Here is a 16,654-nt window from a genome sequence, read left to right on the forward strand (position 1 = left end):
TTTAACAATTTCGTTTAAATTCGCTTAAAACTATAGCGGTTGCTGTTGCTACATTTAAGCTTTCGGTTTGTTGTAAACTACCAAATCTAGGAATTGATAATCGCTCAGATATAATTTTCTCTATATTTTCAGTAATTCCATTGGCTTCATTTCCCATGACAATGATTCCTTCTTTTGGAAGTTTTTGGTTGTAAATATTTTTGCCATCCATAAAGGTTCCAAAAATGGGTAATGAAGTATTTTTTAAAAATGAATTCAAATCTACATAATTCACATTTACTCTCGAGATAGAACCCATTGTGGCTTGTATCACTTTTGGATTAAAAATATCGACAGTTGATTGTGAGCAAACTACATCGGTAATACCAAACCAATCACACAATCTGAGAATGGTTCCCAAGTTTCCTGGATCACGAACATCATCTAATGCGACAAGTAATCCTTCTTCTTGAATGATTTTAGACTCTGGTATCCTAAAAACACCCAAACATGTATTTATGGATGATAATGCGGAAATTTTTTTTAAATCACCTTCAGAAATAATGGTTTTCTCAACAATGGAAATTTCATTAAAATCTTCTTTAGTGGTATATAAATGTTGTAATTTGAAATTGGATTGCAACAATTCTTGAATTACTTTTGTTCCCTCGGCAATAAATAATTTTTCGATATTGCGATATTTTTTTTGTTGCAAACTCGTTATTAATTTTATTTGGTTTTTACTAACCATAGAAATAATGTACTTTTGAATTAAATATTTCACAACCCTTGAGAAACACCTTTACAAAAATATCATTATTTATTTTAATTGGAATACTTATATCTGGTTGTGCCTCAGAAAAAAAAGTGCCTAACGGTAAAAAACTATTAACAAAAAACGTAATTGAAGTTAATAATAAGAATGAGAAAAAAGAACTCATTCACAATCAACTCTACCAAAAACCAAATAGTGCTATTTTAGGATTTCCCTTTCGATTAAATTTATACAACCTAGCCAATTCTAAACACGATTCAATTTATAAAGCTAAGTTTATTGCAAATCCGGAGAAATATAATCGCAAATCTAAATGGTTATCCGCTAAACAAGTAAATCGTTTAGGACAATCTTTTTGGTATGCAGGAATTCACGAATTTTTAATGAAGTCTGGTGAAGCACCAGTTATTTTAGACGAAAAAAGCACGAAAAAATCAGAAGCTTTATTAAAATCGTACTATTTCAACAATGGTTTTTTTAACACCAAAACCAAATATAAAATAGATTCTATTGGTGCTAAAAAAGCAAAAATTAAATATACCGTAAATACGGGCAATGCTTTCTTTATAGATTCATTACAAACTAAAATTATTTCCCCAATATTAGATTCATTATATAACTCTAAAAAAACGAACTCATTAATAAAAATAGGAAAACAATACAAGACTGACGATTTTAATGCCGAAATTGCTAGGATTACAAGTCATTTTAGAAATAATGGGATTTATCTTTTTCAACAAAACTATATTAATTTTGACATAGATACCATTAACAAAAAAAACAAAGTAGGTGTCGATCTTAAAATTAACGATTATTCTTATAGAGAAGGCGATTCTACCAAAACAAAACCTTTTATAGCCTATAAAATAAGTGAAGTTAATATTTATACTGATTTTAAAGCAAATAAATCAAAATCAGAAAAAAAAGATACTACAAAAGTAACGTACAATAATTTTAATTTATTTAGCAAAGGAAAATTAAAATACAAACCAAAAGCAATTTCTGATGCGGTTTTTATAACTAAAGGAAGTCTTTATTCTGACACTAAAACCAATTTAACCTCCCGGTATTTTAGTAATTTAAAAGTGTTTAATTACCCCACAATTCAATACGATTTCGATACAAAAGACAGTACACAAAACGCTCTGATTGCAAATATTTATTTAACCCCTCGAAAAAAATTTAGTTTTGGTACTTCGCTAGATTTAACACATTCTAACATTCAAGATTTTGGAATTGTAGCAACAACTTCACTCTCAATTAGAAATATTTTTAATGGTGCTGAAACCTTTGATATTGCAGGTAGAGGAAACATAGGCTCTTCACAAGATTTGGCAAATCCTAGCGATAATTTTTTTAATGTTTTTGAATATGGTATTGACATGAAATTAAATTTTCCTAGAATTTTTATGTTTTTTAATCCCGATAAAATTATACCAAAAAGCATGATTCCAACTACAACTTTAAATGTAGGTTATGCAAAACAAAGAAATATTGGACTAGATAAAGAAAATTTTACAAGCACTTTAACCTATAATTGGACTCCCAAACGAAATGTAATTGCCCGTTTAGACTTGGTAAACATTCAGTTTGTAAAAAATATAAATCTTGGTAATTACTTTAAAGTGTATAGCTCATCTTATAACACACTAAATAGCATAGCAAGAGAATATCCCTCAACTAATCCTGATTTTTTTGATGACAAGAAAAATTTAATTATTGAAAGTGGCACTAATGGATTTTTAGGAAGTAGCCTAGGTAACAATCCATCTATAGTTTTAAATGATATCGATCGAAAAATAGTAAATAGTTTAAATGAACGAAAAATAAGACTAACAGAAAATAATTTGATTTTTGCTTCTAATTTTACATTTACAAAGACTACCAAAAGTGATTTGAATGATGAAAATTTCTATAGCTTTAAAACAAAGGTGGAATCTGCAGGGAATTTATTATCCCTCATTGCTAGAGCTTCGAAACAGCTAGATAATCAGGGTGGTAGCAATACCGTTTTTCAGGTTGAATTTTCTCAATATATTAAAAATGAATTAGAATTCATTAAACATTGGGACTTAAACCGAAAAAAAATAGTCGCCTTTAGAAGTTTTATAGGAATTGCAATTCCATACGGAAACTCAAATAGTATTCCTTTTTCTCGTAGTTATTTTGCAGGCGGATCAAATGACAATAGAGCATGGCAATCATACTCTTTAGGTCCCGGAAGAGTAGCTTCTTTTAACGATTTTAATGAAGCTAATTTAAAAATCGCTATGAGTGCTGAGTTTAGATTTAATTTCTTTGGGCAATTAAATGGAGCTTTGTTTGTTGATGCAGGAAATATATGGAACGTATTAGACAATGTTACTGACGAAAAAGCAGTATTTACCGGCCTCAAATCATTAAAAGACACAGCTATAGGATCTGGAATGGGCTTTAGATATGACTTCAATTTTTTTGTTGTTCGTTTAGATCTTGGATTTAAAACCTATGTTCCTTCGGAAGAATACAACAAAAAATGGTTTAGAGATTATAATTTTAGTAACTCGGTACTAAATATCGGAATAAATTATCCTTTCTAAATTATTAAATTATTATTTTTGTGCTCTAAATCTGTAAACTAAAAACAAACACAATGGCACATAACATTAAACCTGGTGTTGCAACTGGCGACCAAGTTCAAGAAATTTTCAACTATGCAAAAGAAAAAGGCTTTGCACTTCCCGCAGTAAATGTAATAGGTTCAAGTACAATAAACGGGGTAATAGAGACTGCTGCAAAACTAAATGCACCAGTAATTATTCAGTTTTCTAATGGAGGAGCTCAATTTAATGCTGGAAAAGGATTGTCTAATGCTAACGAAAAATCAGCCATTGCTGGAGGTATTGCTGGCGCAAAACACGTTCACACGTTAGCAGAAGCTTATGGTGCAACGGTAATTTTGCATACTGACCATTGTGCTAAAAAATTATTGCCTTGGATTGATGGTTTACTAGATGCTTCGGAGAAAAATTTTGCTGAAACTGGAAAACCATTGTTTAGCTCTCACATGATTGACTTATCTGAAGAACCAATTGAAGAAAATATAGAAATTTGCAAAACCTATTTGGCTAGAATGAGCAAAATGGGAATGACACTTGAAATAGAATTAGGAATTACCGGTGGTGAAGAAGATGGAGTAGACAACTCGGATGTAGATAGTTCAAAATTATATACACAACCAGAAGAAGTAGCTTATGCTTACGAAGAATTAATGAAAGTGAGCCCTCGTTTTACAATTGCAGCTGCTTTTGGAAATGTACACGGGGTTTACAAACCAGGAAATGTAAAATTAACTCCTAAAATCTTGAAAAATTCTCAAGATTACGTTCAAAACAAATTCAACACAGGTCACAATCCAGTAGATTTTGTTTTTCATGGTGGATCGGGTTCTACTCTAGAAGAAATTCGTGAAGGGATTTCTTATGGTGTAATTAAAATGAATATCGATACTGATTTGCAATTTGCATTTACAGAAGGAATTCGTGATTATATGGTTAAAAATATTGATTATTTAAGAACTCAAATTGGTAGCCCTGAAGGAGCTGACTCTCCAAACAAAAAATATTACGATCCAAGAAAATGGATTCGTGAAGGCGAAGTAACTTTCATCAAAAGACTAGAAGTAGCTTTTGCTGATTTGAACAACGTAAATACATTATAGCTAGAAGCTAGTAGTTTGAAGCTGGGATAAAATCTTCCATCTTCTAACTTCCATCTTCCATCCAAAAATAAAAATTATGGCTTGGTTTAAACGAACAGAAAAAGGAATTACAACAGCAACCGAAGACAAAAGAGATGTACCAAAAGGATTGTGGTATAAATCTCCTACTGGAAAAATAATCGATGCTGATGAATTGGCACGCAATCTTTGGGTTAGTCCCGAAGATGATTTTCATGTACGAATTGGAAGCGCTGAATATTTTGAAATTTTGTTTGACAATAATGAATTCAAAGAGTTAGATAAAAATCTACAATCTAAAGATCCATTGCATTTTGAAGACACTAAAAAGTATGCCGATCGTTTAAAAGACGCAATGTCTAAAACAAATCTTAAAGATGCCGTTCGTACTGGAGTTGGAAAATCTAAAGGAAAAGATTTAGTGATTTGTTGTATGGATTTTGCTTTTATAGGAGGTTCTGTTGGAGCAGTTGTTGGAGAAAAAATTGCTCGTGCAATAGATTATTCAATCAAAAACAAAGTTCCTTTTTTAATGATTTCAAAATCAGGTGGGGCTAGAATGATGGAAGCAGCCTATTCGTTGATGCAATTAGCCAAAACAGCGGCTAAATTAGCGCAACTAGCCGAAGCCGAGATTCCTTACATTTCATTATGTACTGATCCAACAACGGGAGGAACAACTGCTTCTTATGCCATGCTGGGTGACGTAAACATTTCTGAACCTGGAGCCTTAATTGGTTTTGCTGGTCCTAGAGTGGTAAAAGACACCACTGGTAAAGATTTGCCAGAAGGTTTTCAAACTGCTGAGTTTGTTTTAGATCACGGTTTCTTAGATTTTATAACTCCAAGAAAAGAGCTAAAAGACAAGATAAATTTGTATCTCGATTTGATACAGAATAATGAAATTAGATAACTTGAAATCCTGAGCAATCAGGATTTTTTTGTATACAAAAATGATAACAAAACTAAATCCCCGTTCTAATAGCCTCTACAGGATCTAATCGTGATGCTGAAATGGCTGGCAAAATGCCCGAAATTAATCCAATTACTGCAGCTAAACCTGTTCCGAGAAGAATGTTTCCGGTACCAAGAAAGAAATCAAAATCTAATGCCTTAGTCAAAACGATAGAGATAATCCAAACTAAAAATAAACCAATTATTCCGCCAATTACGGATAGTATTACCGCTTCAAATAAAAATTGCATTAAGATGAATTTATTTTTAGCACCTAATGATTTCTGAATACCTATCAAGTTGGTGCGTTCTTTTACAGAAACAAACATAATATTGGCAATTCCAAAACCGCCTACAAGAAGAGAGAAACCAGCAATTATCCACCCCACAAGATTCATTTGACTAATGATACTGTCAAGAAAATCGGTAAATCCCGAAAGTACATTAATGAAAAAATTATCGATATCTCCCGTTTTTACGCCTCTATAATTTCTTAGTTTTTGAGATAATTCAGCTTTAAAAGCATCGATATCAATTCCTTTTAACGGTTTTAAAATAATTACAGGTGTCAAAAAATCGGCATTATCTCCGTACATTCTTCTTAAAAAATTAGAAGGTAAAAAAACCGAAGTATCATTACTGTCTCCAAAAAGCCCTGCTCCTTGCTTTTTTAAAACTCCTATAACTGTAAAATTTTGACCATACAATCGAACCTTTTGGCCTATTGCTTCATAATTCTCGAATAAATTTTGAGCAACATCATAACCAAGAACAATTAAAGCTGCTCCTGAGTTCGATTCCGATTCATTATAAAAACGTCCTTCTTTAAAATCTAATTTCTGAATATCATCGAACTCTGATGAAACTGGAACCACATTCAAATCACTAACTGTTTTAGATTCAAATTTTACATTTTCACGTTTGGTAAACAATTGATAACATAAATTTTCTGCTCCATTCATCGAACTTTTTAAATATTGGTATTCTTCATAAGTTACTTTTGGAAACTGTTCCCTTTTCCATCGCGGGATTTCTGTTGGTGCAAAAGAAAAATTCATTAAATAAACTGTATTCTTATCGAGAGTACTCAAATCCTTCTTGATTTTTCTGTCTAACGAATCTACAGCAGCTAGAACGGCAATAATAGAAAAAATTCCAATAGTAACTCCCAATAACGAAAGGATTGTCCTCAATTTATTGGTGCGAAGCGCATTCATCGCAAAACTAAAACTCTCATTGAGTAATCGAAAATAAACAACCATAAATTTACTTATTGGATATTGTAAAATTCATTACTATTTTTTTAAAAACCTAATAAAATCCTACACCAATATTTGTCCTATTTTTTAAAATATTGTTACACAAATACATTGAATTTTAGGTTTAAAAAAATTACTTTTGCATTTTTAAATCTTCCTGTCGACAGTCAGGCACAACTCAACAAAATGAACACAACTAAAACTATTCAATCGGCATTAATTTCAGTCTTTTCTAAAGACGGGTTAGAGCCAATTGTTCGCAAACTACACGAACAAAATGTCACCCTTTATTCAACTGGCGGAACCGAAGATTTTATTAAAAATCTAGGAATTCCAGTTGTTCCAGTAGAAGATGTTACTTCCTATCCTTCCATCCTTGGCGGAAGAGTAAAAACATTGCATCCAAAAATTTTTGGAGGAATATTAAACCGTCAGGACAACGAAAGTGATGTGCAACAAATGGAAGAATTTAAAATACCTCAAATCGATTTAGTGATTGTCGATTTATATCCTTTTGAAAAAACAGTACAATCAGGAGCTCCAGAAAGTGATATTATCGAAAAAATAGATATTGGTGGCATCTCATTAATTCGTGCTGCTGCAAAAAACTTCAAAGACACTGTTATTGTTGCTTCAGTTGACGAATATAGTTTGCTTTTGGATTTAATTTCGACTCAAAATGGCGCAACAACTTTAGAAAACAGAAAACTTTTCGCAACAAAAGCTTTTCATGTTTCCTCTCATTATGATACTGCAATTTTCAATTATTTTAATACAGATGATACTATTTTCAAAACAAGTATTGCAAACGGTCAAGTATTGCGATATGGCGAAAATCCGCATCAAAAAGGATTTTTCTTTGGTGATTTTGACGCTATGTTTTCAAAATTACACGGAAAAGAATTGTCTTATAATAATTTATTAGATGTTGATGCTGCTGTAAATTTAATTTTAGAATTCAAAAACGAAGCCCCTACTTTTGCAATACTAAAGCACAACAACGCTTGTGGTCTTGCCACCAGAAGTACTATATATGAAGCGTATGTTGCGGCATTAGCTTGCGACCCAACCTCAGCATTCGGTGGAGTTTTAATTTCTAATGTAAAGATTGATGTGGCAACAGCTGCCGAAATAAACAAACTTTTTTGTGAAGTTGTAATAGCACCTAGTTATGAAAAGGAGGCAATTGCTATTTTATCTGAAAAGAAAAATAGAATTATATTAGTTCAAAATGATGTAGAGTTACCTCAGAAACAAGTTCGAACTTGCCTAAACGGACTTTTAGTTCAAGATAAAAACAATGTCACAGATGCTAAACAAGACTTAAAAACAGTTACAATTAAAAGTCCAACTGCTCAGGAAATCGAAGATTTGATATTTGCCTCTAAAATTTGCAAAAACACCAAGTCAAACACTATTGTTTTTACAAAAAACGGAACTTTGATCTCCTCTGGAACAGGACAAACATCTAGAGTTGATGCCTTGAAACAAGCTATTGAAAAAGCAAATACATTTGGTTTTGATTTAAACGGAGCGGTAATGGCAAGTGATGCTTTTTTTCCTTTTCCTGATTGTGTGGAGATTGCTAAAAAAGCAGGGATTACTGCTGTTATTCAGCCTGGGGGTTCTATAAAAGACGAATTAAGCATCAAATATTGTAATGAAAATAAAGTTGCAATGGTATTTACAGGAACACGTCATTTTAAACATTAATTTGTTTAACTTTGTACGCTTAAATTTATATAAATAATAAACCCTTAAAAATCGTATGGGATTTTTTGATTTCATGACTGAGGATATTGCGATAGACCTTGGTACCGCCAACACGTTAATTATTCACAATGATAAAGTTGTCATTGATAGTCCATCTATAGTAGCTCGTGATCGAATATCGGGTAAAATAATTGCCGTAGGAAAAGAGGCAAATATGATGCAAGGTAAAACGCATGAAAACATAAAGACCATAAGACCATTGAAAGATGGTGTTATTGCCGATTTTGATGCTTCTGAAAAAATGATTAGCATGTTCATTAAAAGCATTCCTGCTTTAAAGAAAAGAATGTTTACTCCAGCGTTGCGTATGGTAGTTTGTATTCCTTCTGGAATTACCGAGGTGGAAATGCGAGCTGTAAAAGAATCTTGTGAGCGAGTAAACGGAAAAGAAGTATATCTAATTCATGAACCAATGGCTGCCGCAATTGGTATTGGCATAGACATCATGCAACCTAAAGGAAACATGATTGTTGATATAGGTGGCGGAACTACTGAAATTGCTGTTATTGCATTGGGGGGGATTGTATGCGACAAATCTGTGAAAATTGCAGGTGACGTTTTTACAAATGATATTGTTTATTACATGCGTACGCAACACAACTTATTTGTTGGAGAAAGTACTGCCGAAAAAATTAAAATTACTATTGGCGCTGCTATTGAAGATCTTGAAACACCTCCAGATGACATGTCTGTTCAAGGTAGAGATTTATTAACAGGAAAACCAAAGCAAGTAGAGGTTTCTTATAGAGAAATTGCTAAAGCGTTAGATAAATCTATTCAGCGTATTGAAGATGCTGTAATGGAGACCTTATCTCAAACTCCTCCAGAGTTAGCTGCCGATATTTATAATACAGGTATTTATCTTGCTGGCGGTGGTTCAATGTTGAGAGGTCTTGATAAAAGAATTTCTCAAAAAACAGACTTGCCTGTATATATTGCAGAAGACCCATTAAGAGCCGTAGTTCGAGGAACAGGCATGGCACTTAAAAATATTCCTAAATTCAGAAGTGTTTTAATTAAATAATTACGACTAATTAATGCAGCAAATATTTAATTTTATATTTAAAAACAGCTATAGATTGCTGTTTTTGCTGCTTTTGGGTACCTCATTAATCCTAACTATTCAGTCACATTCTTATCATAGAAGCAAAATAATCAGTTCGGCTAACTTTTTAACAGGCGGTGTTTATGAGAGAATAAATTCAATTAGTGAATATTTGAATTTAAAAACTCAAAATGAGGAATTAGCTCTTGAAAATGCTAGACTTAAAAGTATTATATTTAATTCAAAAGATACTACTTCTTTACCTAAAATTGACACCATTAGAGGAGTTAGTAAAGCTAATATTATAGTTTCTAAAGTAATCCACAATTCCTACAGTTCATATGAAAATTACCTCACTATTAATAGTGGAGAAGCTGCTGGGGTAAAATCAGACATGGGTGTAATTAATAGTGCAGGGATAATCGGAATTGTTGATAAGACTTCGAAAAATTATGCTACTGTAATTAGTATATTGAATGTAAAATCTCAAATTAATGCAAAAATTAAAAAATCAAATCACTTTGGATCATTAGTTTGGAATGGTAAAAGCACTGGATTTGTACAATTAATTGATGTTCCAAGATTGGCATCGGTTAGAAAAGGGGACACTATTGTTACTGGAGGCCAGTCGGTTATTTTCCCTGAAAACATCGGAATAGGAACAATCAATAATATCTTTATTGATAATAAAACCAATTACTACACCCTAAACATAAAACTATTTAATGACATGACTAGCCTTGGTCATGTATATATCATAAAAAGTAAAGATAGCGAAGAAATTAAAAATCTAGAAAAAAAAGAAAATGAATAGCGCCATCTTAGTAAATTTAGCTCGATTTATTCTGCTATTGGCGGCTCAAGTTCTTATTTTTAATAATATGAATTTTTTAGGATATATTAATCCGTATCCTTATCTTCTATTTATTATTCTTTATCCTGTAAATGGTAATAAATATGGGCTTTTACTTTCAAGCTTTTTATTGGGTATTATTCTAGATATGTTTTGTAATTCTGGAGGAGTTCATGCAGCTTCTTGTTTGGCATTAGCCTACTATAGACCCTATATTTTTAAATTTTCTTTTGGTTTAAGTTATGAATACCAAACCGTAAGACTAAATGATATTCTTACTCCAGAACGATTTTCATTTATTCTTTTTTCAGTTGTTCTACATCATTTTTCTTTGTTTTTACTAGAAGTTTTTAGATTAAATTTTTTATGGGAAATTATTCTAAAAACAATTCTTAGCACCGTGTTTACTATAATTATTTGCATTATAATTATTTATATTATAAAGCCAAGTAAGCGATGAGAAAAGTTTTATTACCTACAATAATCATTATAGCAACTATCTTATTAATATTGAGGCTTTTTTATTTGCAAGTTATTAATGATTCCTTAAAATTAAAATCGGATAACAATGCCATTAAAATTCAATATGAATATCCCGAAAGAGGGTATATCTATGATAGAAATGGGGTTCTTCTTGTGGCCAATCAACCGTCATACGACATCATGGTAATCCCAAGAGAATTAAAAAATATTGACACTTTAGAATTTTGTAAATTATTAAATGTTCCCAAATCTGAATATATTAGGATTATAAAAAAAGCAAAAGTATATAGCCCTCGATTACCATCCGTATTTCTTCCGCAATTAAACAAATTAGAATTTGCGGCTTTTCAGGAAAAAATTAGAAAGTTTGAAGGATTTTATATTCAAAAAAGATCCCTTCGTGATTACCAAGTAAATTTTGGAGCAAATGTTTTCGGTTTTATTACACAAGCCAATGAAAGAACAATTGAAAAAAACCCCTATTATAATAGTGGGGACTTGCTAGGCATGCAAGGTGTAGAACAAAGTTATGAAGAAGTACTGCGAGGAATAAAAGGGGTAAAATATATTCAAAAAGACAAATACAATAGAGAAATTGGCTCTTATAAAGAAGGGGAATTTGACACTATTGCCGTGCAAGGAGAAGATATTAATTTAACTATTGATGCTGAACTTCAAAAATATGGGGAGCAATTAATGAATAACAAACGTGGAGGAATCGTTGCAATTGAGCCTAAAACTGGAGAAATCCTAGCATTGGTTACTGCTCCTTCCTATGATCCTGCAATTTTAGTTGGAAGACAACGCTCTAGGAATTACACAATGTTATATCGAGATTCTATTGCAAAACCTTTGTATGACAGGGGTTTACTCGCGGAATATCCACCAGGTTCTCCTTTTAAAATTATGACAGGTCTTGTTGGACTTCAAGAACGAGTGATAGATGAGCAAACTACTTTTATGTGCCATCACGGTTTTAGTTATGCGCCAGGGCGATTTATGAAGTGTCATGGATCTGGCCCTCATCAATTACACAATGGAATCTACAATTCTTGTAATACTTATTTTGCAAATGTTTACTTACGTATTATCGGAAAATATTCGAATACACCATATGCAGTAGATACTTGGAGTAATCATGTGAAAAGTTTTGGATTAGGACAATTTATGGGCTACGATTTACCGACGGGTAAAAAAGGAAAAATTCCTACTTCAAAAACATATAAAAAAATATATCCTGGCTGGGGTTATAGTGGTAAAACAATTATTTCAAACGCAATTGGTCAAGGTGAGGTATTAATGACTCCTATTCAATTGGCGAATATGATGGCTACAGTTGCAAATCAAGGTTATTATTATACACCTCATATCATTAAGAAAATTAAGGGTGAAAAAATTGATAAAAAATTCACAACTAAACATGTAAGCACAATTGACAAAAAATATTTTGCTCCTATGATTAGTGGTTTATTTGATGTTTATAACTTTGGAACAGCAAGTGCTCTTCGTGTAGAAGGGATTGATATTTGCGGAAAAACCGGAACCGCGGAAAATTTTGCTAAAATTAATGGTAAAAGAACGCAACTAGAAGACCATTCAATATTTGTTGCCTTTGCCCCAAAAGACAATCCTAAAATTGCTATAGCTATTTTGGTGGAAAATGGTGGTTTTGGAGCAACAATTGCTGGGCCAATTGCAAGTTTAATGATTGAAAAATATCTTAGACATAAAATAACAAGAATAGATTTAGAAAAAAGAACACTAGAGAGAAGCTTACAAGATAGATATGCCAAATATTCTGGAAAAAAAACGGTAGATAGTTTATTGATTTCAAAGCCAAAGATTGGAGATAGCCTATTGGTAATGAAGCCAAAAAAAGTGATTTTAACTGATAGCATGAAGAAAAAGAATTAGAAAATGAAAAACCAAAGCGTAACAAATAATCTAGATTGGGTTAGCGTGATTATCTACATCACACTAGTGGTTATGGGTTGGTTAAATATTTATTCCTCTTCTCTATCTCTTTCAGATGACAATTATATTTTAGATTTATCCCAATTTTACGGGAAACAATTGTTGAGTATCGTATTAACCATTCCTTTAATTTTTATGGTTTTATCAGTAGATGGAAAATTCTACGAAAAATATTCGACAATAATTTTTGGTGTTGCATTGTTATCATTAGCTGGATTATTTGTTTTTGGAAAAACTATAAAAGGACAAGCCAATTGGTATTCGTTTGGTTCGTTTGGATTACAACCTTCTGAATTTGCTAAAGCTGCAACTGCGCTTGCAATAGCTAAATATTTAAGTGATGTACAAGTAAATTTAAAAGATGTAAATAGGCAAATACAAGCCCTAGGAATCATTTTTTTACCCATTCTTTTAATAGTTCCACACGACCCTGGAAGTGCTTTAATTTATACCATGTTTATTATCGTTTTATATCGGGAGGGATTACCGCCTTGGTATCTTTGGACTGGTTTTATTGCAATTGTTGTGTTTGTGCTTTCATTGGTTTTAGAACCTTGGGCCGTAATTTTAATTTCTTTTTTAGTTACTAGCTTTATTTATTATAAAAGCCGTATAATCGATAGAAACGTTGTTGCAAGCGCCATAATTCTAGTATTAATTTCAGGATTTGTATTTTCTGTGGATTATGTTTTTGACAATGTATTTAAACAACACCATCGTGACCGTTTTAATATTCTTTTAGGCAAAGAAGTAGACATGAAAGGAATTGGATATAATACAAACCAATCAGAAATTGCAATAGGCTCAGGAGGCTGGTTTGGAAAAGGATTTCTTGAAGGTACTCAGACTAAAGGGGGATTTGTACCTGAGCAACACACCGATTACATTTTTACAACAGTTGGGGAAGAATGGGGGTTTTTAGGTTGTTTAATCGTTATTGGTTTGTTTGTAGGTTTGATTTTTAGGGTAATCTATTTATCTGAAAGGCAAAAAACAAAATTTAGCCGAGTCTATGGATATTGTGTAGCCGCCATATTATTTATGCACTTTTTTGTAAACATTGCCATGGTTACTGGAATTTTTCCAACAATTGGAGTGCCTTTGCCTTTCTTTTCCTATGGAGGATCGGGGCTTTGGGGTTTTACAATATTACTGTTTATCTTCTTAAAAATGGATGCTAATAAAGTAAATGAATGGTAAACTCACTTTAATCGCTCCTTTATAAAAATTATTTTTTTTTTAACTTCCTCTTCTTGATTTTCAAGTTTAGGAAAAAAATCTACTACTGTATTTTGTACTATATCCTATAGACACCACGAAATTATAAAATGGCATTTCTGATTTTGATAGGGAATTAAAAAAGCAATCATATTGTATTTTTCAGCATTTTGTCTTGGTAGAATTTTATAAATAAATGAAAGTTAAAAGATGATATACACTAATTAAACACTAAAAAACCCATAAAAATAATTTTTTTTATGGGTTTTATATTTAAACTATCTAAACTGCTTAAGTTTAAAAATAATTATCTACGATTTAACTAACTTATCTTTTTTTAAGGGTTCAATATTCTTTTTTACAATTGGTTTAGTTTGTAAATCGTTAAGAATATTAATTGCTTCTTCAACATAAATATCTTTAGACAAACTTTCGTGCCATCTTTCTCGCTTTTCTTTTAAAGCACCATCCGTTTTCATTGCTTCAATTTCAGTTGGCAAAGAATAAAACTTTAATTGCGTTTGATAATCAGCAATAGATTTGAATTTTTTTGCAGCTTCTTCAATTGTATTTTGCTCCTTCTTAAATTTATCAATATTTAAACTATAAATACTTTCTTTATTTCTAGTATCAATCCATTTTGCATTTTCCTCAATTAATTTAAACTTATCATTCAACGCTACTCTTTTCTTACTATTTTCTATGGCAGCATCAAAATTGGTTTGCTTGTCCCAAAAATTAAATATAGCTGGATCTATTTTATCCCAAGGCATTGCATTATCTATATCACGCTCGCCCATTTTTAAGTAAGAATAACGATCCGGCATTGCCACATCACTTGTTACTCCCTCTAGCTGAGTAGAACCTCCATTAATTCTATAAAATTTTTGAGTTGTTGTTTTTAATGCACCAATATCACCAATAGCACTATTTCTAACAAATTGATTCAAATCAATTACATTTTGAACCGTTCCTTTGCCATAGGTTTGCTTGCTACCAATAATGATTCCTCTTCTATAATCTTGTATTGCGGCAGCTAAAATTTCTGAAGCAGATGCCGAAAAACTATTTACCATTACAACTAATGGTCCGTCCCATTGTACTTTTTTATCTCTATCATAAAGCACTTCTTTTTTTCTGCCAGCCGATTTTATTTGAACTACTGGACCTTCTTCAATAAATAACCCAGCAATGTCTACAACTGTTTTTAAAGAACCTCCTCCATCATCACGAACATCAACTATGATTCCACTAACGCCTTCTTTCTTTAATTTATCAACTTCAATAGCCATGTCTTTACCAGCATCTCTACCATCGTTGTTCTCAAAATCGATATAGAACTTAGGCAAATAAATGATTCCGTATTTTAAACCATCTTTTTCAACCACGCTTGATTTTGCATATGTTTCTTCAATTTCAACAATATCTCTAATTATTGAAATTATTTTAATAGTTCCATCAACTTTTTTTACGGTAAGTCGAACTTCGGTTCCTTTAGGTCCTTTTATTTTTTTTACTACATCGTCAAGATGCATTCCAACTACTTCTACAGGCTCCTTATCTCCTTGAGCGACTTTCATGATAACGTCTCCAGCTTCCAACTCTTTTCCTCTCCATGCAGGCCCACCTGATATTAATTCTGAAATTTCGGTGTAGTCATTTTTCTTTTGAAGTCTGGCTCCAATTCCTTCTAATTTACCACTTATACTAACATCAAACTGCTCTTTTGCGTCTGGCGGAAAATAATTTGTATGAGGGTCAAAACGTGTTGCAATAGCATTAATGTATATAGAAAACCAGTCATTTCTTTCCAAATCTTCTACAAAATCATAGTATTCATTAAAAGATTTTAGTGAACTTTCTCTTGTTTCTTTTTCGAGTTGTTGAAAAGTTTTAATTGGACTTTTATCTGAATCTTTATTTTCTTTTTCGTCAGTACTATTATTACTATCCGTTAAAGATTTTAAAGGGCTCAAAGAATCGTCAGTCTCCTTTTTATCTTTATCCTTTACGACTCCATTTTTTTTATCTTCTTGCATCTTTAATTTATCGGTCAAAGAAGAAAGAGTCGATAACTTAATTTGTTTTCTCCATTTCTCTTTCAACTCCTTAGAAGTTTTAGCAAAAGGCAAAATAGAATAATCGGTATTAAAATCCTCTTGAACAGAATAATCGAAAGGTTTGTCTAAAATTTCTTTATAAAAGGTTTTGCTTTCAGTAAGTCTCTTAACTAATCTATCGTAGGTTAAATTGAAAAAAGTTAAATCTTTATTCTTAATTTCATCGTCTAATTGCAATTCATATTTAGCAAATTCATCAACATCTGATTGTAAAAAAAATCGTTTTGAAGGGTCTAAAGCTTCAATATAATCTTTATAAACTCCTTTAGAAAAAGCATCATCAATAGCTGCAGGATCATAATGACCTCGTTCTATTACAAAAGTCAATAACTCCAATAACAATTTATCTTTTTCAGGATCTTCCGTTTTTTTGGGGATAAAACTCCATAAACCAATGGAAAATGCTATGGCTACAACTATTATTTTATAATTCCTTTTCATATATTGAATAATAACATTCATTAAATTTTTAACCAAATTACACAAAAAATCATGCCAAGTAA

At 31.7% G+C, this 16,654-nt stretch carries 12 protein-coding genes; 9 read left to right on the forward strand and 3 right to left on the reverse strand.

The window, feature by feature from the left end:
* Position 1 precedes the first annotated feature (1 nt).
* Positions 2 to 730, reverse strand: coding sequence for a TrmH family RNA methyltransferase (locus F6464_RS05145; protein ID WP_151106735.1), 729 nt, complete (start codon positions 728 to 730; stop codon positions 2 to 4).
* Between the two features lie 38 nt (positions 731 to 768).
* Here F6464_RS05145 and tamL point away from each other — a divergent pair, with 38 nt between their 5' ends.
* From tamL to accD, 3 genes are all read left to right on the forward strand, one after another.
* Positions 769 to 3,333: a translocation and assembly module lipoprotein TamL gene (gene tamL / locus F6464_RS05150; RefSeq protein WP_151106736.1), complete on the forward strand. Its 2,565-nt coding sequence runs from the start codon at positions 769 to 771 to the stop codon at positions 3,331 to 3,333.
* Between the two features lie 53 nt (positions 3,334 to 3,386).
* Positions 3,387 to 4,454, forward strand: a complete 1,068-nt coding sequence (fbaA, locus tag F6464_RS05155; protein WP_151106737.1) for a class II fructose-bisphosphate aldolase — start codon at positions 3,387 to 3,389, stop codon at positions 4,452 to 4,454.
* A gap of 76 nt (positions 4,455 to 4,530) precedes the next feature.
* The gene (gene accD / locus F6464_RS05160) at positions 4,531 to 5,385 is read left to right on the forward strand and encodes an acetyl-CoA carboxylase, carboxyltransferase subunit beta (protein WP_151106738.1); all 855 of its coding nucleotides are present in this window, start codon (positions 4,531 to 4,533) and stop codon (positions 5,383 to 5,385) included.
* 52 nt (positions 5,386 to 5,437) lie between these two features.
* Here the strand turns inward: accD and F6464_RS05165 are convergent, their stop codons facing one another.
* Positions 5,438 to 6,688, reverse strand: a complete 1,251-nt coding sequence (locus F6464_RS05165; RefSeq protein WP_151106739.1) for an ABC transporter permease — start codon at positions 6,686 to 6,688, stop codon at positions 5,438 to 5,440.
* 183 nt (positions 6,689 to 6,871) lie between these two features.
* On the opposite strand from F6464_RS05165, the gene purH reads away from it, so the two are divergent.
* Genes purH through rodA form a run of 6 tightly spaced genes read left to right on the forward strand, consistent with a single transcriptional unit; the run spans position 6,872 to position 14,013 of the window.
* Entirely contained in the window at positions 6,872 to 8,398 is a 1,527-nt protein-coding gene (purH, locus tag F6464_RS05170) for a bifunctional phosphoribosylaminoimidazolecarboxamide formyltransferase/IMP cyclohydrolase (protein ID WP_151106740.1), read from the forward strand.
* 55 nt (positions 8,399 to 8,453) lie between these two features.
* Positions 8,454 to 9,482 (forward strand): rod shape-determining protein, encoded by a 1,029-nt coding sequence (locus F6464_RS05175; RefSeq protein WP_151106741.1) that lies wholly within the window; start codon positions 8,454 to 8,456, stop codon positions 9,480 to 9,482.
* A gap of 13 nt (positions 9,483 to 9,495) precedes the next feature.
* Entirely contained in the window at positions 9,496 to 10,317 is an 822-nt protein-coding gene (gene mreC / locus F6464_RS05180) for a rod shape-determining protein MreC (protein WP_151106742.1), read from the forward strand.
* Positions 10,310 to 10,816: a rod shape-determining protein MreD gene (locus tag F6464_RS05185; RefSeq protein ID WP_151106743.1), complete on the forward strand. Its 507-nt coding sequence runs from the start codon at positions 10,310 to 10,312 to the stop codon at positions 10,814 to 10,816. The genes mreC and F6464_RS05185 overlap by 8 nt, the downstream gene beginning before the upstream one ends.
* Positions 10,813 to 12,753 carry a penicillin-binding protein 2 gene (mrdA, locus tag F6464_RS05190; RefSeq protein ID WP_151106744.1) on the forward strand — a complete coding sequence of 647 codons (1,941 nt, stop codon included), beginning with the start codon at positions 10,813 to 10,815 and terminating at the stop codon, positions 12,751 to 12,753. Before F6464_RS05185 ends, mrdA begins: the two co-directional genes overlap by 4 nt.
* Before the next feature lie 3 nt (positions 12,754 to 12,756).
* Positions 12,757 to 14,013: a rod shape-determining protein RodA gene (gene rodA, locus F6464_RS05195; RefSeq protein WP_151106745.1), complete on the forward strand. Its 1,257-nt coding sequence runs from the start codon at positions 12,757 to 12,759 to the stop codon at positions 14,011 to 14,013.
* A 329-nt stretch (positions 14,014 to 14,342) separates the two neighbouring features.
* On the opposite strand, the gene F6464_RS05200 is transcribed toward rodA, so the two are convergent.
* Positions 14,343 to 16,613 (reverse strand): carboxy terminal-processing peptidase, encoded by a 2,271-nt coding sequence (locus F6464_RS05200; protein WP_151106746.1) that lies wholly within the window; start codon positions 16,611 to 16,613, stop codon positions 14,343 to 14,345.
* Positions 16,614 to 16,654 lie beyond the last annotated feature (41 nt).

The organism is Flavobacterium luteum (assembly GCF_008806775.1).
Taxonomy (GTDB): Bacteria; Bacteroidota; Bacteroidia; order Flavobacteriales; family Flavobacteriaceae; genus Flavobacterium; species Flavobacterium luteum.